The following is a 19,404-nucleotide window of genomic DNA, read 5'->3' on the forward strand; positions in this document are numbered from 1 at the left end:
GCCGGGCTCAGCGCAGCTTGCGCTGGGTATAGAGCGCGTCGAGGGTGAACAGGATCAGCGCCGCCCAGATAAAGCCGAAGGTCACCAGCTTGTCCTGGCCGACGGTCTCGCCGTAGAAGGTGACCGCCAGCAGGAACATCAGCGTCGGGCCGAGATACTGGAAGAAACCGAGCGTCGATAGGCGCAGCCGGGTAGCCGCCGCGGTGAAGCACAGCAGCGGCACGGTGGTGACGATGCCGGCGGCGACCAGCAGCAGGTTCAGCGACCACGGGTTGGCGCTCAGGTGGCTGGTGGGGCTGTCGGCGAACAGGAACAGATAGGCCGCCGCCACCGGCAGCAGCCACAGCGTTTCAATCAGCATGCCGGTCTGCGCGTCGATGGCGATTTTCTTGCGCAGCAGGCCATAGAAGGCAAAGCTGAACGCCAGCCCCAGACCGATGATCGGCAACGACCCGAACTGCCAGAGCTGCACCAGCACCCCGGTGAACGCCAGCGCCACCGCTACCCACTGCATGCGGCGGAAACGTTCGCCGAGAAACAGCATCCCCAACAGCACGTTAACCAGCGGGTTGATGAAGTAGCCCAGGCTGGCTTCCAGCATATGGTGATTGTTCACCGCCCAGATGAACAGCAGCCAGTTGCCGCCGATCAACAGCGCGGTGACCGCCAGCAACAGCAGCCGTTTGCGATTTTGGCAGGCGGCGCGCACTTTAGGCCAGTTGCGGCCCAGCGTGATCAGCGCCAGCATGAAGAAAAACGACCAGATGATCCGGTGGGTGAGGATCTCATCCGCGGACACTTGCTGGATCAGTTTGAAATAAGCCGGGGCGATGCCCCACATAAAATAGGCGGCCAGGGCAAAGAAAATGCCCTGACGCGTTTGCTTTGCGTCCATGACGTCACTCTGGTGGGGAACTTAAGATGCGGTGAGTGTACTGAAGACGCTCACCGCACACAATCATCAGCCGACCAGGTAGGTGGCGGTGGCGGTCGCGATATGCAGGCCGTCGTGGTTATGCAGTTCTACGCGCGCGACGGCGACTTTGTTGCCGCTGCGCAGCACGCTGGCGGAGGCGACGAAGTGCTCGCCGCGGCCGGGGCGCAGGTAGTCGACGCGCAGGTCGATGGTGCCCATGCGCGACAGCTTGGCGGCGATCTCCTCTTCGACCAGCGGCTCCAGGCGCGTCAGCACGCCGCCGGCGCAGGCCAGCCCGGCGGCGACGTCAAGCACGGCGGCGATCACGCCGCCATGCAGAATTTCCTGCGCGGCGTTGCCGACCAGCTTGCGCTGGTTGGTGAAGCTCAGCTCGACGTAGTCATCGTCGAAGCGGCGCAGCTCCAGGCCAAGCTCGCGGTTGAACGGCATGTGGTAGACAAAAATTTCGCCGATCTTGCGGCGGGCGGCTTCCAGGGTCAGTGGTGTTGTCGACATAGCGGGTTTCCGTTTTTCTTTTGCGTTTTAAGGGAGCTAACTGGTCAGTCCAGGTTAATGGAATGTTGATTTTATGCTTAACCTTTGTTGCTTGCCAGCCCGTTTAGGCAAAAGAGTCACGCGCGCGTTGGTGTCATGCTGAACGATATTGTGTAATCATACCCGGTGGGTGTGTACCGATGAAAAAATGGGGAAGTGTGTGTCAACCGCAGCAGTGATTAACAGAGAGTTGCTGGCCGAGCAGGTATTGCGCGATACCTTCGGCTACCAGCAATTCCGTCCGGGGCAGCAAACGATTATCAATGCCGCGATCGGCGGGCAGGATTGCCTGGTGGTGATGCCGACCGGCGGCGGCAAGTCGTTGTGTTACCAAATCCCTGCGCTGGTGATGGACGGCCTGACGCTGGTCGTTTCTCCGCTGATCTCGCTGATGAAGGATCAGGTCGACCAACTGTTGGCCTACGGCGTTTCCGCCGCCTGCTACAACTCGACGCAAACCCGCGAGGAGCAGCTGGACGTCATGGCCGGCTGCCGCAACGGCACCATCAAGATGCTGTACATCGCGCCGGAGCGGCTGATGATGGAAAGCTTCCTCAACCTGCTCGATCACTGCCCGCCGGCGATGCTGGCGGTGGATGAGGCGCACTGCATCTCCCAATGGGGCCACGACTTCCGGCCGGAATACCGCGCGCTGGGGCAGTTGAAACAGCGCTTCCCGTCGATGCCGGTGATCGCGTTGACCGCCACTGCCGACGAAGCCACGCGCGGCGATATCGTGCGTCTGCTGTCGCTGCAGGATCCGCTGGTGCAGGTCAGCAGCTTCGACCGACCGAACATCCGCTACACGCTGGTGGAAAAATTCAAACCGCTCGACCAGCTGTGGCGCTTCGTGCAGGATCAGCGCGGCAAGAGCGGCATTATCTATTGCAACAGCCGCGCCAAGGTGGAAGACACCGCCGCGCGCCTGCAAAGCCGCGGGCTGAGCGTCGGCGCTTACCACGCGGGGCTGGACAACGATCGCCGCGCCCAGGTGCAGGAGGCGTTCCAGCGTGACGATCTGCAGGTGGTGGTGGCCACCGTCGCCTTCGGCATGGGCATTAACAAACCCAACGTGCGTTTTGTGGTGCATTTCGACATCCCGCGCAATATCGAATCCTATTATCAGGAGACCGGCCGCGCCGGGCGCGACGGCCTGCCGGCCGAAGCCATCCTGCTGTACGATCCGGCCGACATGGCCTGGCTGCGCCGCTGTCTGGAGGAGAAACCCGCCGGGCAACAGCTGGACATCGAGCGTCACAAGCTGAACGCCATGGGCGCTTTCGCCGAGGCGCAAACCTGCCGTCGCCTGGTGCTGCTCAACTACTTCGGCGAAGGCAAGCACGAAAACTGCGGCAACTGCGATATCTGCCTCGATCCGCCCAAGCGCTACGACGGGCTGGAGGACGCGCGCAAGGCGCTGTCTTGCGTGTACCGCGTCGGCCAGCGCTTCGGCCTCGGGTACATCGTGGAAGTGCTGCGCGGCTCCAACAATCAGCGCATTCGCGAATACGGTCACGACAAGCTGCCGGTGTACGGCATCGGCCGCGATCAAACCACGGAGCACTGGACCAGCGTGCTGCGTCAGCTGATCCACCTGGGCTTTATCACCCAGAACATCGCCATGCACTCGGCGCTGCAATTGACCGAGGCGGCGCGTCCGGTGTTGCGCGGCGAGGTGGCGCTGCAGCTGGCGGTGCCGCGCATTCAGAGCCTGAAGTCGCGCAGTAGCGCCAATCAGAAATCCTACGGCGGCAATTACGATCGCAAGCTGTTCGCCAAGCTGCGCAAACTGCGCAAGTCGATCGCCGACGAAGAAAACATTCCACCCTACGTGGTGTTCAACGACGCCACGCTGCTGGAAATGGCCGAACAGATGCCGATCAAGGCCGGCGATCTGCTGAGCGTCAACGGCGTGGGGCAGCGCAAACTGGAGCGTTTCGGCGCGCCCTTTATGGCGATGATCCGCGACCATCTCGACAATGACGAAGACTGAGGGCGATAAATCATGCTGATGCTGTTTCTCACCGTGGCGCTGGTGCATCTGATTGCGCTGATGAGCCCGGGGCCGGACTTCTTTTTCGTGTCGCAGACCGCCGCCAGCCGCTCGCGCCGCGAGGCGATGATGGGCGTGGTCGGCATTTCGCTCGGCATCGTGGTATGGGCCGGCGTGGCGTTGATGGGGCTGCATCTGATCCTGCAGAAGATGGCCTGGCTGCATCAGATAATCATGGTCGGCGGCGGCATTTACCTGTGCTGGATGGGGTGGCAACTGCTGCGTTCCGCGCGGGCGCAGCAAGCTCCGCCCGCGGCAGAGGCCCAGGTGGCGTTGCCGAAGGCCGGGCGCAGCTTTATTCGCGGCTTCTTGACCAACCTGTCCAACCCGAAAGCGGTGATCTATTTCGGCAGCGTGTTCTCGCTGTTCGTCGGCGACAGCGTCGGCGCCGGGGCGCGCTGGGGGCTGTTCTTGCTGATCGTCGCCGAGACCTTCGTCTGGTTCAGCCTGGTGGCGGTGGTGTTCGCGCTGCCGGCGATGCGCCGCGGTTATCAGCGGTTGGCCAAGTGGATAGACGGGGTGGCTGGCGTGCTGTTTACCGGCTTCGGGTTACACCTGATCTTTACCCGCTAACCGGCAGTGAAATGCCCAAGGCCGAGCAGCGATGCCCGGCCTTTTTTGTCAGGCTTTGCGGGCGGTCGCCAGCAGCCCCGCCACCAAAATAAACAGCGAACCGAACACCCGATTGAGCAGCTGCATTTGACGCGGGGTCTTCAGCCAGCCGGCGATGCGCGTCGCCAGGGTGGCGTAACCGATCATCACCAGAATATCCACCACCACGGTGGTGACGCCGAGCACCAGATACTGTTCGGCCTGCGGCTGATGGGGCAAGATGAACTGCGGGAACAGCGCGGCGAGGAACACGATGCTTTTCGGGTTGGTCAGGTTGACCAGCACCGCACGGCGGAACAGGCGGCGGCGCGGCATGCTGCCCGCCAGCGCATGCAGATCCAGCGCGCCGGCGGCGCGCCATTGCTGGATGCCGAGCCACACCAGGTAGGCGGCGCCCAGCCATTTCAGCAGCTCGAACGCCAGCAGCGATTGCGATATCAGCGCGCCGAGGCCGATGCCCACCAGCACGATGTGCGCGCTCAGCCCGACCTGCAGCCCGGCGATTGACGCGGCGGCGCCGCGATAGCCGTGGCTGATGCCGGTGCTCATGGTGTTGATGGCGCCGGATCCGGGGGAGAGGCTAAGGATAAGCGTGGTCAGCAGGTAGGTTAACCACCAGTCCAAGGTCATGGTTCTCGGCTCCCTGAAAGTGTCGTTTTGTGCCACAATGCGCCGAGGCGGCGCCGTTTTTTGTCAGAATTGAATCACAATACGCTAGTATGATTTCTTGTGCCAGCGGTCACATTTTCCGCCGGCTCCACAGGGAAAACGCTCTCGATGACCTCGTTCACTCTCAGCTCCGATGACTGGTTAACGCGTGAAACGCAGTTCGCTGCCTTCGCCACCGGGCCGCTGCTGGATTTCTGGCGGCAGCGCGAAGAAGGCGAGTTCAGCGGCGTGGACGGCGTGCCGATCCGCTTTGTGCGTTTCCGTTCCGCGCGGCATCAGCGGGTGGTGGTGGTCAGCCCCGGCCGCATCGAAAGCTACGTGAAATACCCTGAGGTGGCCTACGACCTGTTCCACTGCGGTTACGACGTGGTGATCGTCGATCATCGCGGCCAGGGGCGCTCCGGGCGTTTACTGGCGGATACGCACCGCGGTCATGTGGTAAACTTTGCCGACTACGTGGACGATTTCGAGCAGCTGTGGCTGCGCGAGGTCGAGTCGCGCGGTTACCGGCAGCGTTTCGCGCTGGCGCATTCGATGGGCGGCGCGATCCTGGCGCAGTTCCTGCAGCGCCGGCCGCAGGCGTTCGACGCGGCGGCGTTTTGCGCGCCGATGTTCGGCATCCAGCTGCCGATGCCGGGCTGGCTGGCCGACCGCATTCTCGACTGGGTGGAGACACGCCCGGCGATCCGTGATTATTACGCGGTGGGCACCGGCCAGTGGCGTCCGCTGCCCTATGTGGTCAACGTGTTGACCCACAGCCGCGAGCGCTACCGGCGCAGCCTGCGTTATTACGCCGACTATCCCGAGCTGCAGGTGGGCGGGCCGACTTACCATTGGGTGCGTGAGAGCATCCGCGCTGGCCGGCAGATCATCGCGCAGGCCGGGAACATCACAACGCCGCTGTTGCTTTTGCAGGCCGGTGAAGAACGGGTGGTCGACAACCGTTCGCACCAGGCTTTTTGTCAGGCTCTGTCAGACGCGGGGCGCCCTTGCGAAGGGGGGCTTCCGTGGGTTATCAACGGCGCACGCCATGAGATCCTGTTCGAGCGGGACGCGATGCGCGCCGAAGCACTGAACGCAATCCTGCGCTTCTTTGCTCAACACTTAGGCGGCGCGCTGCCGCCGACAACTCCATCAGAGGTTAGAACATAACGCTATGTATCACGTCGTCGCTTCCGATTTAGATGGCACGCTGCTGTCTCCCGACCATACCCTGTCGCCGTACGCCAAAGAAACGCTGAAGTTGCTGACCCAGCGAGGCGTGCATTTCGTGTTCGCCACCGGCCGCCACCACATCGACGTGGCGCAGATCCGCGACAGCCTGGAAATCAGCGCCTTTATGATCACCTCCAACGGCGCGCGGGTGCACAACACGGCCGGCGAGCTGATCTTCAGCCATAACCTGGACGGGGATATCGCCCGCGATCTGTACGGCATGCTGCACGACGATCCGCAGATCACCACCAACGTCTACCGCAACGACGATTGGTTTACCAACCGCGAAAGCCCGGAGCAGGAAGAGTTCTTCCAGGAGTCGGTGTTCAAATATCAGCTGTTCGAGCCGGGCCTGCTGGAAACCGACGGCGTCTGCAAGGTTTACTTCACCTGTGAAGACCACGAGCGGTTGCTGCAGGTGGAAGACGCCATCAACGCCCGCTGGGGCGATCGGGTCAACGTCAGCTTCTCGTTCCCGACCTGCCTGGAAGTGATGGCGGGCGGCGTGTCGAAAGGGCATGCGCTGGAAGAAGTGGCCAAGATCATCGGTTATACGCTGCAAGAGTGCATCGCCTTCGGCGACGGCATGAACGATCTGGAGATGCTGTCGATGGCCGGCAAGGGCTGCATCATGCGCGATGCGCATCAGCGCCTGAAGGATATGCTGCCGGAGCTGGAGGTGATCGGTTCCAATGCCGATAACGCGGTGCCGCACTACCTGCGCAAGATGTTCCTCTGAAATAATCAGGGCGCCTTGCAGCGCCCTTGTTATTACTTGTGCTGGCCCTGCTTCTGCAGGAACTGCACGCCCTTGTCCGGGAAGTCGGTGAACACGCCGTCGACGCCGGCCTGGTTGTAAATCACGTCATACAGCTGGTTTACGTCGGTCACGTACTTAGGCAGCGCATCGGCGCGGATGGTGAACGGGTGCACCGCCAGTTTGCTGGCGTGCGCTTCTTTCACCATGTCGGTCAGCACGATGTGGCCCGGTTTGGATTGATCCGCCACCACCAGCATGTGGTAGTCCGGCCCGATGCCGTCGGCATACTGAGCGATTTTCTTCATCGCGCCCGGTTTGAACATCCAGTCATAGTCGTATTCCACCCACTTGCCGTCGGCTTTCTGCTCGTAGGTTTCCTGCCAGTCGTTGTAGGCGATCAGCTGCACCAGCTTCAGATCCATGCCCAGCTTCGGCTCCAGCTCGTTCTTGATGCGTTTGAGCTCGTTGGCGTCGAAGCACTGCAGGTAGACGTTGTCGTTCTTGCCGGTGTAACCGTACTGCTTGAGCACCGCCAGCACTTTGCTGGAGATGTCTTTGCCTTCCTGCTTGTGGAACCAAGGCGCTTTGATTTCAGGATAGATGCCGATGTTTTTGCCGGTCGAATGGTTCAGACCCTGTACGAACTCGATCTCTTCCTGGAAGGTGTGGACGCGGAAGTCGGATTTGCCCATCGGGAAGCGGCCAGGGTAGCCCTGTACCTTCTTGCCGTTTTCGATGTCAAAGCCTTCGGTGAACTTCAGCGATTTGATCTCCGCCAGCGTAAAGTCGATGGCGTAATAACGACCGTCTTTGCGTGCGCGGTTCGGGAAACGTTCGGCGACGTCGGTGACGCGATCGAGGTAATGGTCGTGCAGCACCACCAGCTCGTTGTCCTTGGTCATCACCAGATCTTGCTCGAGGTAATCGGCGCCTTGCGCGTAGGCCATCGCCTTCGCCGGCAGGGTGTGTTCCGGCAGGTAGCCGCTGGCACCGCGGTGGGCGATCACCACTTTGTCCGCCGCCTGCGCGGCGCTGACCATTGAGGTGGCGAGAATGATCCCTGTCAGCAGGGCTTTGACTTGAGTCCGCATTCCGTTTTCTCCGTGTTGTTGGGGGCAGGGTAGTAAAAAGGCCGCAGGGCGGCCTTTAAATCATGCAAAAGTCGTGTGACGGTTAGCCGCGCTTGCCGGCAGCGATTTCCGCGTGGTGTTTCTTCTCGTTCAGCATGGTCAGCAGCAGCAGGATAACCGCCAGCACGCCGCCGCCGATCATCACCATGAAGCCGCCGTCCCAACCGAAGAAGTCTACGGTGTAACCGACGATGGCGCTGGCCGCAACCGAGCCGCCCAGGTAGCCGAACAGGCCGGTGAAGCCCGCGGCGGTGCCGGCGGCTTTCTTCGGCGCCAGCTCCAGCGCGTGCAGGCCGATCAGCATCACCGGACCGTAGATCAGGAAGCCGATGACCAGCATACAGATCATGTCCACGGTCGGGTTACCGGCCGGGTTCATCCAGAACACCACGGTGGCGATGGTCACCAGCGTCATGAAGAACACGCCGGTGGCGCCGCGGTTGCCTTTGAACACTTTGTCCGACATCCAGCCGCACAGCAGGGTGCCCGGGATACCGGCGTATTCATACAGGAAGTAGGCCCAGGAAGACTTGTCCAGCGCGAAGTGCTTCACTTCTTTCAGGTAGGTCGGCGACCAGTCCAGAATGCCGTAACGCAGCAGGTAGACGAACACGTTGGCGACCGCGATGTACCACAGCAGCTTGTTCGGCAGGATGTACTGCATGAAGATCTGCTTGGCGGTCAGCTCTTCTTCGTCTTTTTCGCTGTAGTCGTCCGGGTAGTCGTTTTTGTACTCTTCAATCGGCGGCAGGCCGCAGGATTGCGGGGTGTCGCGCATCAGGCCGAAGGCGATCAGGGCCACCAGGATGGCGCCGAAGGCCGGCATGTACAGCGCCGCGTGCCAGTCGTTGAACCAGGCCATGCCCAGCAGGAACAGCAGCGGAGGCAGGCCGCCGCCCACGTTGTGGGCGCAGTTCCAGATGGAGACGATGCCGCCGCGTTCTTTCTGCGACCACCAGTGCACCATGGTGCGGCCGCACGGCGGCCAACCCATGCCCTGGAACCAGCCGCACAGGAACAGCAGGACGAACATGATGGCGATGCTGGAGGTTGCCCACGGCACGAAGCCCATGAACAACATCACCGCCGCCGCCAGGATCAGGCCGGCAGGCAGGAACACTCGCGGGTTGGAACGGTCGGAGACCGAACCCATGATGAATTTGGAGAAGCCGTAGGCGATGGAGATGCCCGACAGCGCGAAGCCGAGGTCACCGCGGCTGAAGCCTTGTTCGATCAGGTAAGGCATGGCCAGGGTGAAGTTCTTACGCACCAGATAGTAGGCGGCGTAACCGAAGAAGATCCCCAGGAAAATTTGCCAGCGCAGCTTACGGTAGAGCGGGTCTACCTTATCGCTCGGCACACGGGCGATGTGTGCGGCTGGCTTAAAAATACTCAACATGAGCGCCTCCGATGGCTTTATCTGTTATCACATCAATATGACCTTTTACGTTCATTTGATGATTGAGCGGATATCGAATGTGGTGTTTTTGTGTTCCATAACGAGCGCCATTGTCATCAAATACGCCTGGTGTCGCTGTGACGAATGGCGCAATTGTTACACTTTCATGAAACCACGGCGGATTTTGAGCGATTCGTTAACGTTATGAAATAGAAAAACGTCCAAAAATCGTGATTATGATCACATTGATGGTTTTTTGTGGACATTTTTATTTCGTTTTATGTTCGTTATTGTTCCTTATCAAACAAAGACCCTAATAACCGTGGCTCAATAGGCTCATAACTACCGATCCTGAGGGAGCGACATGAGCAGCTATTTTGACGGCGGCGAAACGGATGTGATCATCATCGGCGGCGGCGCCACCGGCGCAGGCATTGCCCGCGACTGTGCGCGGCGCGGCTTGCGATGCATTTTGCTGGAGCGCCACGACATCGCCACCGGCGCCACCGGCCGCAACCACGGTTTGCTGCACAGCGGCGCGCGCTATGCGGTGACCGACGGCGAGTCGGCGCGCGAGTGTATCGAAGAGAACCGCATCCTGAAACGCATTGCCCACCACTGCATCGAGCGCACCGATGGGCTGTTCATCACCTTGCCGCAGGACTCGCTGGACTATCAGCAACAGTTTATCGCCGCCTGTCGCCAGGCCGACATCGACGCCGAAGCGATCGACCCGCAGCTGGCGCTGCGCCTGGAGCCGGCGGCCAACCCGGCGCTGATCGGCGCGGTGCGGGTGCCGGACGGCACCGTCGATCCCTTCCGGCTGACCGCCGCCAACATGCTGGACGCGCGCGAGCACGGCGCGCAGATCCTGACCTACCATCAGGTGGTGGGGTTGCTGCGCAGCGGCGATCGGGTGACGGGCGTGCGCGTTTACGACCATCAGAATCAGCGGCGCTATGAGCTGCACGCGCCGGTGGTGGTCAACGCCGCCGGTATCTGGGGCCAGCAGATCGCCGAATACGCCGATTTGCGCATCCGCATGTTCCCGGCCAAGGGAGCGCTGCTGATCCTCGGCCATCGCATCAACAACATGGTGATCAACCGCTGCCGCAAACCGGCGGACGCCGACATCCTGGTGCCGGGCGACACCATCTCGCTGATCGGCACCACCTCGACCCATATCGACTACGACCAAATTGACAACATGCTGGTGACCCCGCAGGAGGTGGACATTCTGATCCGCGAAGGGGCGCTGTTGGCGCCCACCCTGGCGCAGACCCGCATTTTGCGCGCCTATGCCGGGGTGCGGCCGCTGGTGGCCAGCGACGACGATCCCAGCGGGCGCAACGTCAGCCGCGGCATCGTGCTGCTCGATCACGCCGCCCGCGACGGGCTGGAAGGGTTTATCACCATCACCGGCGGCAAGCTGATGACCTACCGCCTGATGGCGGAGTGGGCCACCGACAAGGTATGCGAAAAGCTCGGCGTAAATAGTCCGTGCACCACCGCGCAGGACGCGCTGCCCGGATCCCGTCAGTCGGCGGAGGAAACGGTGCGCAGCGTGGTTTCTCTGCCCGCCAGCATTCGCGGCTCGGCGATCTATCGGCACGGCGATCGCGCCAGCCAGGTGCCGGCGGCCGATCGGCTCGACACCAGCCTGGTGTGCGAATGCGAGGCGGTGACCGCCGGGGAAGTGCGCTATGCGGTCAACTCGCTGACCGTCAATAATCTGGTGGATCTGCGCCGCCGCACCCGTGTCGGCATGGGCACCTGCCAGGGCGAACTCTGCGCCTGCCGCGCCGCCGGGCTGTTGACGCGCTTTAACGTCAGCACGCCGCAGCAATCCATCGCGCAGCTGTCGCAGTTCCTCAACGAACGCTGGAAAGGCGTACGGCCGATCGCCTGGGGCGATGCGCTGCGCGAGAGCGAATTCACCAGTTGGGTTTACCAGGGATTATGCGGGCTTGAAGCCCAGGCCGACCAGGAGCAGGAGGCGGATGATGCGATTTGACGTTGTGGTGATTGGCGGTGGTCTGGCGGGCCTGAGCTGCGCCATTGCCGTGGCCGAACAGGGCAAGCGCTGCGCGGTGGTTAGTTCTGGCCAGAGCGCGCTCTACTTCTCCTCCGGCTCGCTCGATCTGCTGGCGAGATTGCCGGACGGCACGCCGGTCGAGATGCCGCTGGCGGCGTTGCCGCAGCTGGCGCAACAGGCGCCGCAGCATCCGTACGCCCTGATCGGGCCCGGCCGGGTGGCGGCGCTGTCCGCCGCCGCGCAGCGGCTGCTGGAACGCTGCGGGCTGAATCTGCAGGGCGAGGGGGTGAACAACCATCTGCGCATCACGCCGCTCGGCACGCGCCGCGCCACCTGGCTCAGCCCGCAGGCGATCCCGACGCTGCCGCTGACCGGCCAACTGCCGTGGCGGCGTATTGCGGTGATCGGCATCGAAGGGTTCCTCGACTTCCAACCGCAGATGGCCGCCGACGCCCTGAGCCGCGAGCTCGGCGTGCAGACGGACGTGGCCTATCTGCACATGCCGGCGCTGGACAGATTGCGCAATAATCCCAGCGAGTTCCGCGCGGTGAACATCGCCCGGGTACTGGATTTGATGGAAAGCCTGCCGCCGATGGCCGAAGAGCTGCGGCGGCTGGCGGGCGAGGCCGAGGCGCTCTTCCTGCCGGCCTGTCTGGGCCTGGAGGACGACGCGTCGCTGGCGGTGCTGCAGGATGCGGTCGGCAAGCCGATCCGACTGCTGCCGACGTTGCCGCCTTCGGTGCCCGGTATGCGCTTGCATCAGGCGCTGCGGCGACGTTTCCAGCAGTTGGGCGGCGTTTTCATGCCGGGCGACAGCGTGCTGCGCGCCGAGAGCGAGGCCAGCCGCGTCACCGGTTTGTACACCCGCAACCACGGCGATATTCCGCTGCGGGCGCAGCAGGTGGTGCTGGCCAGCGGCAGCTTCTTCAGCAATGGACTGGTGGCCGATTTCGACGGGGTGCGCGAACCGATCTTCGGGCTGGACGTACACAGTCGGGCGGATCGCGCCGACTGGAGCCGACGCGAGCTGTTCGCGCCGCAGCCTTACCTGCAGTTCGGCGTGCGTACCGACGGCAGGTTGCGGGCGATGAAGCAGGGAGTGCCGTTCGACAACCTGTACGCCATCGGCGCGGTCGCCGGCGGCTACGACCCGCTGCAGCAGGGCTGCGGCGCCGGCGTGTCATTGATCGGCGCGCTGCACGTCGCGCAGCAGATCGCCGCGGAGGAGAACGTATGAGCCTGCATCGGGACCACAGCTTTGAAAGCTGCATCAAATGCACCGTCTGCACCACTTACTGCCCGGTCGCCAAAGTGAACCCGCTTTACCCGGGACCGAAACAGGCGGGGCCGGACGGTGAGCGGCTGCGGCTGAAAGACCCGGCGCTGTACGACGAAGCGCTGAAATACTGCACCAACTGCAAGCGTTGTGAAGTGGCCTGCCCGTCCGACGTCAAAATCGGCGACATCATTCAGCGCGCCCGCGCCGACTTCGCCCAGAGCAAGCCGACGCTGCGCGATGCCATCCTCAGCCATACCGATATCATGGGATCGCTGTCGACGCCGTTTGCGCCGATCGTCAACGCCGCCACCGGGTTGAAACCGGTGCGCAAACTGCTGGACAAGGCGCTGAAGATCGACCACCGGCGCGAACTGCCGAAATATTCCTTCGGCACCTTCCGCCGCTGGTACCGGCAACAGGCGCAGGCTCAGCAGCGTTACGCCGAGCAGGTGGCATTTTTCCACGGTTGCTTCGTCAACTATAACCACCCGCAGCTGGGCAAGGATTTGGTCCGGGTGTTCAACGCGCTGGATATCGGCGTGCAACTGCTGAAACGCGAGAAATGCTGCGGCGTGCCGCTGATCGCCAACGGGTTTATCGACCAGGCTAAAAAGCAGGCCAGGGTCAATGCCGAATCGCTGCATGAAACGGTGCTGGAGCGCGGCATTCCGGTGGTGGCGACCTCATCGAGCTGCACCTTCACCCTGCGTGACGAATACCCTCATCTGCTGGACGTAGACACCACTGCGGTGCGCGATCGGGTGGAGCTGGCGACGCGCTATCTCTATCGCCTGATCAATCAGGGGCGCAGCCTGCCGCTCAAGCGCACGCCGCTGCGGGTGGCTTATCACACGCCTTGCCATATGGAGAAGATGGGCTGGACCGCCTACACCCTGGAGCTGCTGCGGCAGATACCGGGGCTGGAGCTGGTGGTGCTGGATTCGCAGTGCTGCGGCATCGCCGGCACTTACGGGTTCAAATCGGAGAACTACGCCACGTCGCAAGGCATTGGCGCGCCGCTGTTCCGGCAGATAGAAGAGAGCGGAGTGGATCTGGTGGTGACTGACTGCGAGACCTGCAAGTGGCAGATCGAAATGTCCACCAGCAAACGCTGCGAACACCCGATCACCCTGCTGGCGCAGGCGTTGGCATAAAGACTCAGGGGCCGGCGAACCGGCCCCTGCGGGATTACTGCTTCAGCTTCAGGGTGGAGATGATGCCTTCGGCCTCAGTCTGCGCCTGCTGCTGGTTGTCCGCCGGCAGCGTCACCTGAATGGTCAGCATGTTGTTGTTCAGCGAACCGATCAGGACGGAAGAATAGGCTTTCTCGCCGCCGCTGGTGATGATGCTGTCCAGCTGACGCAGCGGCACACCGTTGACGTCGAGCGCTTTGTTGGTGATCACCTGCAGGTTGGCGTCACGCGCGCGCTGGGTGTTCTCCAGGCGCTTGGCCAGAGTCTCCAGGCTGTCGGCGGTCTTGTCGCCCAAGATGACGATCACTGCGCGCTGACCGGTGCTGTCTGCGTAAACATGCATGTTGTTGGCCTGGTTGCCCAGCTTGCCGCTCTGATCCGCCATGCCGACCGGCAGGGTGAACGCCAGTTTACCGTCCAGCAGGCTCACCTGCTGCCCGGCCGGCGCGCTGGCCGCCGCGCCGTCTGGCGCTGCCTTGGTGTCTTTGGTGTTGCCGTCGCAGGCCGCGAGGCCAAGCGCCAGCAGGCTGATACCCATCAATTTCGCTACTTTACGCATCGGGCTTCCTTCTTCCTTTCCGGTAGGGATTCACTGTCGTATCGCAACCTATTCCAGGTTGAAATGCAAGGCAGATGTTGTCACAAGTTTTTTTCCAGTAATAGCCGATAATCAGCCACTTCGCCTTTCTTTTCCAGATGAACAATCTGATAGTGATGGGCGAGCAGCATCGTCAGCATGGCGCGGAACCGGTTACGGGTTTTGACCGTCAGTTGGCGATAGCCCTGCGCCCGCGCCCAGCGCTCTTGTTCGGCCAACAAGGCCTGCGCCACGCCGTGGCGACGGAATGCCGGCAGCACGCCGCCCAGCCAGCTGTAAAACACCGTTTCCTGCCGTTGATAACCGAGTTTGAAACCGGCCGGCTGCCCGCCTATCTCGGCGATCAACAGGCTGGCGGGGGCGGCGCCGATACGTTGCTGCAGATCGGCCAGGCTGTGCAGGCCGCCGAATTCGGGGATGCGTTGGTAAAGGCGGTGGATTTCTTCGAGCGTGGCGGTGCGGACGATTGGGGTCATGAGCGGCCTCCAAAGGATAAGGCCGCCCAGAATAGCACGGCTCAGCTCGGCTGCAGGCTGCCGCTGCGCGCCGCGATGCGTTTGAGCAGCATGTTCAGCAACACGCCGTACATCGGCAGGAAGAACAGCAGGCAGATCATCACCTTGAAGCTGTAATCCACCAGCGCGATCTCCACCCAGTTGTTGGCCATGAAGGGATCGCTGCTCTTATAGAAGGCGATGAAGAAGAACGCCAGCGTATCGCTGATGTTGCCGAGGAACATCGCCGCCGCCGGCGCCACCCACCAGGCGCTGCGTTGACGCAGGCGGTTGAAGACGTGTACGTCGAGGATCTGGCCGAGCACATAGGCCATAAAGCTGGCCACCGCGATGCGCGCCACGAACAGGTTAAAACTGCTCAGCGCGGCGAAGCCCTGCCATTCTCCCTGATAGGTGACGGTGGAGATCACGTAGGAGATGAACAGCGCCGGCACCATCACCGCCAGGATGATGCGCCGCGCCAGCGGCGCGCCGAAGATGCGCACGGTCAGATCGGTCGCCAGGAAGATAAACGGGAAGGTAAAGGCGCCCCAGGTGGTATGGAAGCCGAAAACGCTGATCGGCAGCTGCACCAGGTAGTTGCTGGAGGTAATGATGGCGATATGAAACAGCGAAAGCCAGACCAACGCCGTGAAGCGCTGCTGTGCGGTAAACGAATACATACTTGTAGCCTTTTTAGCAGTGGGGTGAGGGAACCCAGTGTGTCTTGTCAAAACAGCAAAAAACGCTGCGCGGCGGCATGATACGCGTTTGCGCAACCAATGCAATGGTTAAATTTAACGCAAACGTTAACGCATCTTGCGCAGAAAAACTACCGGCGTAAACTAGGCGCTAATGAGATGCGGCGAGCGTTCGCCGATCGTTTTTGAACGAGAAAAATTGCATGACTGACTTATTTGCCCAGGCAGACCAGACGCTCGACGCGCTGGGGCTGCGTTGCCCGGAACCGGTGATGATGGTGCGCAAAACCGTGCGCCATATGGACAACGGCGAAACGCTGCTGATTATCGCCGACGATCCGGCCACTACCCGCGATATCCCGGGGTTCTGCCGCTTTATGGAGCACACGCTGGTGGCGCAGGAGACCGAGCAGGCGCCATACCGTTATCTGTTACGGAAAGGTGTATAGTTTTTAATCGTCTCGTAAGATAAGCTCCCTGCGATTGGGGAGCGTTAGAAAGGGACAAACGATGATGAGTATTTTACTACTGCCTACGGTTGCCAAGATGGAAAATGAGGAACACACACAGGGCTATGAGCGCTGGTTTCTTGAAAGAGTTCAGGAAGCCATGGATGAGCCGTGGCCCGGTATTCCTCATGATGACGTGATGGCTGAAATGGATGCTGTTATCGCTGCTGCAGAAGCCAGGATCAACGCGAAGCAGGCATAATGCTCAACATCGAATGGACTCGAGCCGCACGTCAGGATCTGGCGGAGATTGTGGGATTCATCGCCAACGATAACCCTCTGGCAGCCAGAAAAATGAAGGTTCTCATCATGGAGGCCGTCACTCCCGCCGCCAGGCATCCTCGAATTTTCCGGCGTGGCAGAGTGGACGGCACGCATGAAATCCCCTTGCATCCCCATTATCTCCTGATTTACCAGGTGCTGGAAACTCACATCCGGGTGTTGCGGGTGTTACATACGCGCCGACAATATCCTTAGTATCTTCGCTGCAATCGATAATGGCGGGTTCCCATTGAGGAACCCGGCCTGGCGTCACGTTATTGGCGCTTTCTCAACAGCCGCAGCGCGTTGGCGGTGACCAGCGCGGTGGCGCCGGAGTCCGCCAGCACTGCCAGCCACAGCCCGGTTAACCCCAGCAGGCTGGTGATCAGAAAGACCCCTTTCAATCCCAGCGCGATGGTGATGTTTTGCCGGATATTGGCGTGGGTGGCGCGCGAGATGCGGATCATTTCCGCGACGCCCACCAGCCGGTTGTGGGTCAGGGCGGCGTCGGCGGTCTCCAGCGCCACATCGGTGCCGCTGCCCATGGCGATGCCGATGTTGGAGGCTTTCATCGCCGGGGCGTCGTTGATGCCGTCGCCGATCATCGCCGTCGGGCGCAGTTCGTTCAGCTCGGTAACCGCGGCGACTTTATCTTCCGGCAACAGACCGGCGCGATAGTCGAGGCCCAGCTCGCCGGCGATCGCCGCGGCGGCGCGCGGGTTGTCCCCGGTCAGCATCACGCCGCGAATACCCAGCGCGTTCAGTTCGGCTATCGCCTGTTTGGCGTCGCTGCGCAGCGTATCGCGCAGCGCCAGCAAGCCGATGGGCGCGCCGTCTGCCAGCACCACCACCGCCGTTTTACCGGCGTTTTCCAGCTTGTCTACCTGGCTCTGCCATTGGGTGTCGAGCAGGCCCGGCGCCAGCTTGCCCGGCGCGCTGATCAGCACGGTCTTGCCGTCCACGATCCCTTCCACACCGACCCCGGCCAGGGCGCGGCGCGCCTGCGCCAGCGGCAGCTCGGCACCGCTGGCGGCGGCGCGGTTAATGATCGCTTGCGCCAGCGGGTGATGTGAACCGGCCTCTACCGCGGCGGCAAGCTGCAACAGCCGTTGTTCGGTGAGCGCGCCGATGGGCAGCACGTCGGTGACCGTCGGCTTGCCTTCGGTCAGGGTGCCGGTTTTATCGAAGGCGATGGTTTGAATCTGGCCCAGTTGCTCCAGCGCCGCACCGCCTTTAATCAGCGCGCCGCGCCGCGTGGCGGCGGCCAGCCCAGATGTGATGGCCGCCGGTGTCGAGATCACCAGCGCGCATGGACAGCCGATCAGCAGCAGCGTCAGGCCGCGATAGATCCAGGTCTCCCACGGCTGCGAGAACAGCAGCGGCGGCACCAGGATCACCGCGACGGCCAGCAGCATAATGGCCGGGGTGTAGTAGCGGCTGAAGCGATCGAGGAAGCGTTCGATCGGCGCGCGGCGCTCTTCGGCCTCTTCAATCAATTGCAGAATGCGGTCGATGGCGTTTTTGCCGGGCTCTGAGATCACCTTCATCTGTGCCGCCTGATCGACGGACAGGCTGCCGGCGGCCACTTTTTCCCCCCGTTGACGCTCGACCGGCACCGATTCGCCGGTCAGGGCGCTTTCGTCGAAGCTGGCGAACGGATTGAGCAGTTCGGCGTCGGCCGGCAGACGCCCGCCGGGCGCGATTTCAATCACGTCGCCGGGGCGCAGGCTGGCGACCGGCACGCGTTTGCGTTCCGTGCCTTGCAGCAGCAGCGCATCTTCCGGCACCAGCTCCATCAGCGCCTTCACCCCGCGCCGCGCACGGTTGGCGGCGTAGGATTCCAGCAGCTCGCCAACCATAAACAGCAGCAGCACCATCGCCGCCTCGGCGGTGGCGCCAATGAACAGCGCGCCGATGGCCGCCACGCTCATCAGCGTTTCGATGGCGAACGGCGTGCCGGAGCGAATCAGACGCAGCGCCTTCGCGGCGACCGGCGCCAACCCGACCAGCGTGGTGGCGATAAAGGCGATGCGACCCAGCTCCGGGTTAATCCGATCCAGCACCCAGCTGACCACCATCAGGGTGGTTAACAACAGCAGCGGCGCAAATTCGCCGAAGCGCGAGGCTTTTGGCACGGCATCTTTGGCTGTCTGAGCGCCGAGCAGGGTAAAACCGGCCTGGGCGACCGCGTCCTGGATCCGCAGGCTGATATCGGACTGTGCGTCGACCACCAGTTTTTCGGTGGCGAACAATACGCGTGCGCTGTCAACGCCGGGGAGCGCGGTGACGGCATTTTCGATTTTCTTGGCGCAGCTGGGGCAGTCCATACCGGTGACTTTCCAGCTGAAACGTTGGCTGCCGGAAGGGGGAGCGGCGGCCAGCCTGTCGCTTTCCTCGTCCGGATCGCCGTGGGCGGCGGCGCAGCAGCCGCTCTCGCCATGATCGTGATGGTGATGGGCGTGTTCGGTCTGCGCAGCGGCGTTTTTCGGCTCGCTGCTGCAGCCATGCTGGGTTTTGCTGTGGCTGTGGTTGCAGCCGCATCCGCCTTCGGCGTGGTGATGTTCCTGATGATTATGATTTTGCTGATTGTGCATAACGTCCCCCTTCGGGCAGTTAACCGGTTTTGCTCAGCTGACTCTACACCCTGGAGTCCACTCCAGAGTCAAGCGCCGGATGAGAATTATTGCTAACGGCGTTCAGGCGTTATGGGGGGATTCATTCAATAATGAATAATGCGAATTTTAATCTATTGCTTTTTCTTATTACCTATTTCGAGAAAAAGTCTCGCCGCCGTTAGTTTAAATAAGAAAATAATATTCCTATAGAAACTAAAAAGTCGCCCGGTCTAATAATAAAGAGTTATTTATCTATAACGCGTTAGCAAAATTTATCTTTTGGCGCCTGATTAGCCAGCATGATTCGCTTGTGTCTGCAAGCCGCATTGCTATTGAAGTTTGGTGCCAACTTCTCCTCTCTAAGTTTCATTTGTTTTGTAAATAAGCGCAAAAAGTAGCATAACAAACTT

At 61.6% G+C, this 19,404-nt stretch carries 19 protein-coding genes; 10 read left to right on the forward strand and 9 right to left on the reverse strand.

Annotated elements, in window-relative coordinates; translation table 11 throughout:
* Positions 1–7 precede the first annotated feature (7 nt).
* The gene (rarD, locus tag ACJ8M3_RS20455) at positions 8–895 is read right to left on the reverse strand and encodes an EamA family transporter RarD (RefSeq protein ID WP_033645018.1); all 888 of its coding nucleotides are present in this window, start codon (positions 893–895) and stop codon (positions 8–10) included.
* A gap of 66 nt (positions 896–961) precedes the next feature.
* Entirely contained in the window at positions 962–1,432 is a 471-nt protein-coding gene (locus tag ACJ8M3_RS20460; RefSeq protein ID WP_033645017.1) for a thioesterase family protein, read from the reverse strand.
* 199 nt (positions 1,433–1,631) lie between these two features.
* Here ACJ8M3_RS20460 and recQ point away from each other — a divergent pair, with 199 nt between their 5' ends.
* A complete protein-coding gene (recQ, locus tag ACJ8M3_RS20465) occupies positions 1,632–3,464 on the forward strand; it encodes an ATP-dependent DNA helicase RecQ (protein WP_046688049.1) in 1,833 nt (610 codons plus the stop codon).
* A gap of 12 nt (positions 3,465–3,476) precedes the next feature.
* Entirely contained in the window at positions 3,477–4,097 is a 621-nt protein-coding gene (gene rhtC, locus ACJ8M3_RS20470; RefSeq protein ID WP_033645015.1) for a threonine export protein RhtC, read from the forward strand.
* Positions 4,098–4,145: 48 nt separating this feature from the next.
* On the opposite strand, the gene rhtB is transcribed toward rhtC, so the two are convergent.
* On the reverse strand, positions 4,146–4,766 hold the full coding sequence (rhtB, locus tag ACJ8M3_RS20475; protein ID WP_033645013.1) for a homoserine/homoserine lactone efflux protein: 621 nt from the start codon (positions 4,764–4,766) through the stop codon (positions 4,146–4,148).
* 147 nt (positions 4,767–4,913) lie between these two features.
* Here rhtB and pldB point away from each other — a divergent pair, with 147 nt between their 5' ends.
* The gene (pldB, locus tag ACJ8M3_RS20480) at positions 4,914–5,957 is read left to right on the forward strand and encodes a lysophospholipase L2 (RefSeq protein ID WP_038874116.1); all 1,044 of its coding nucleotides are present in this window, start codon (positions 4,914–4,916) and stop codon (positions 5,955–5,957) included.
* 4 nt (positions 5,958–5,961) lie between these two features.
* Positions 5,962–6,759 carry a sugar/pyridoxal phosphate phosphatase YigL gene (gene yigL, locus ACJ8M3_RS20485; RefSeq protein WP_033652427.1) on the forward strand — a complete coding sequence of 266 codons (798 nt, stop codon included), beginning with the start codon at positions 5,962–5,964 and terminating at the stop codon, positions 6,757–6,759.
* A 32-nt stretch (positions 6,760–6,791) separates the two neighbouring features.
* Here yigL and glpQ read toward each other — a convergent pair whose 3' ends face one another.
* Complete coding sequence (gene glpQ, locus ACJ8M3_RS20490) at positions 6,792–7,871, reverse strand: glycerophosphodiester phosphodiesterase (protein WP_025304882.1); 1,080 nt, start codon at positions 7,869–7,871, stop codon at positions 6,792–6,794.
* Positions 7,872–7,953: 82 nt separating this feature from the next.
* A complete protein-coding gene (gene glpT, locus ACJ8M3_RS20495; RefSeq protein ID WP_033645009.1) occupies positions 7,954–9,309 on the reverse strand; it encodes a glycerol-3-phosphate transporter in 1,356 nt (451 codons plus the stop codon).
* Between the two features lie 364 nt (positions 9,310–9,673).
* On the opposite strand from glpT, the gene glpA reads away from it, so the two are divergent.
* The 3 genes from glpA to glpC are packed head-to-tail and all read left to right on the forward strand — an operon-like array spanning position 9,674 to position 13,777.
* Positions 9,674–11,323, forward strand: coding sequence for an anaerobic glycerol-3-phosphate dehydrogenase subunit A (glpA, locus tag ACJ8M3_RS20500; RefSeq protein ID WP_033645008.1), 1,650 nt, complete (start codon positions 9,674–9,676; stop codon positions 11,321–11,323).
* A complete protein-coding gene (gene glpB / locus ACJ8M3_RS20505) occupies positions 11,313–12,581 on the forward strand; it encodes a glycerol-3-phosphate dehydrogenase subunit GlpB (protein ID WP_089195354.1) in 1,269 nt (422 codons plus the stop codon). Before glpA ends, glpB begins: the two co-directional genes overlap by 11 nt.
* Positions 12,578–13,777, forward strand: coding sequence for an anaerobic glycerol-3-phosphate dehydrogenase subunit GlpC (gene glpC, locus ACJ8M3_RS20510; RefSeq protein ID WP_033652425.1), 1,200 nt, complete (start codon positions 12,578–12,580; stop codon positions 13,775–13,777). The genes glpB and glpC overlap by 4 nt, the downstream gene beginning before the upstream one ends.
* Before the next feature lie 34 nt (positions 13,778–13,811).
* On the opposite strand, the gene ACJ8M3_RS20515 is transcribed toward glpC, so the two are convergent.
* The 3 genes from ACJ8M3_RS20515 to ACJ8M3_RS20525 all read right to left on the reverse strand — a co-directional run bounded on the left by ACJ8M3_RS20515 (position 13,812) and on the right by ACJ8M3_RS20525 (position 15,591).
* Positions 13,812–14,375, reverse strand: a complete 564-nt coding sequence (locus ACJ8M3_RS20515; protein WP_025304887.1) for a DcrB family lipoprotein — start codon at positions 14,373–14,375, stop codon at positions 13,812–13,814.
* Between the two features lie 80 nt (positions 14,376–14,455).
* Positions 14,456–14,890, reverse strand: a complete 435-nt coding sequence (locus tag ACJ8M3_RS20520; RefSeq protein WP_033652424.1) for a GNAT family N-acetyltransferase — start codon at positions 14,888–14,890, stop codon at positions 14,456–14,458.
* Between the two features lie 41 nt (positions 14,891–14,931).
* Positions 14,932–15,591: a 7-cyano-7-deazaguanine/7-aminomethyl-7-deazaguanine transporter gene (locus ACJ8M3_RS20525; protein ID WP_042783454.1), complete on the reverse strand. Its 660-nt coding sequence runs from the start codon at positions 15,589–15,591 to the stop codon at positions 14,932–14,934.
* A gap of 221 nt (positions 15,592–15,812) precedes the next feature.
* Between ACJ8M3_RS20525 and tusA the strand changes: the two genes are divergently transcribed.
* The 3 genes from tusA to ACJ8M3_RS20540 all read left to right on the forward strand — a co-directional run bounded on the left by tusA (position 15,813) and on the right by ACJ8M3_RS20540 (position 16,595).
* A complete protein-coding gene (gene tusA, locus ACJ8M3_RS20530; RefSeq protein ID WP_025304890.1) occupies positions 15,813–16,058 on the forward strand; it encodes a sulfurtransferase TusA in 246 nt (81 codons plus the stop codon).
* A 61-nt stretch (positions 16,059–16,119) separates the two neighbouring features.
* A complete protein-coding gene (gene relB, locus ACJ8M3_RS20535) occupies positions 16,120–16,320 on the forward strand; it encodes a type II toxin-antitoxin system RelB family antitoxin (RefSeq protein WP_223524348.1) in 201 nt (66 codons plus the stop codon).
* A complete protein-coding gene (locus ACJ8M3_RS20540) occupies positions 16,320–16,595 on the forward strand; it encodes a type II toxin-antitoxin system RelE/ParE family toxin (protein ID WP_033645001.1) in 276 nt (91 codons plus the stop codon). The genes relB and ACJ8M3_RS20540 overlap by 1 nt, the downstream gene beginning before the upstream one ends.
* Before the next feature lie 59 nt (positions 16,596–16,654).
* On the opposite strand, the gene ACJ8M3_RS20545 is transcribed toward ACJ8M3_RS20540, so the two are convergent.
* Positions 16,655–18,973, reverse strand: a complete 2,319-nt coding sequence (locus tag ACJ8M3_RS20545) for a zinc/cadmium/mercury/lead-transporting ATPase (protein ID WP_442514722.1) — start codon at positions 18,971–18,973, stop codon at positions 16,655–16,657.
* Positions 18,974–19,404 lie beyond the last annotated feature (431 nt).

Source organism: Serratia sp. CY55921 (genome assembly GCF_052167655.1).
Taxonomy (GTDB): domain Bacteria; phylum Pseudomonadota; class Gammaproteobacteria; order Enterobacterales; family Enterobacteriaceae; genus Serratia; species Serratia ureilytica.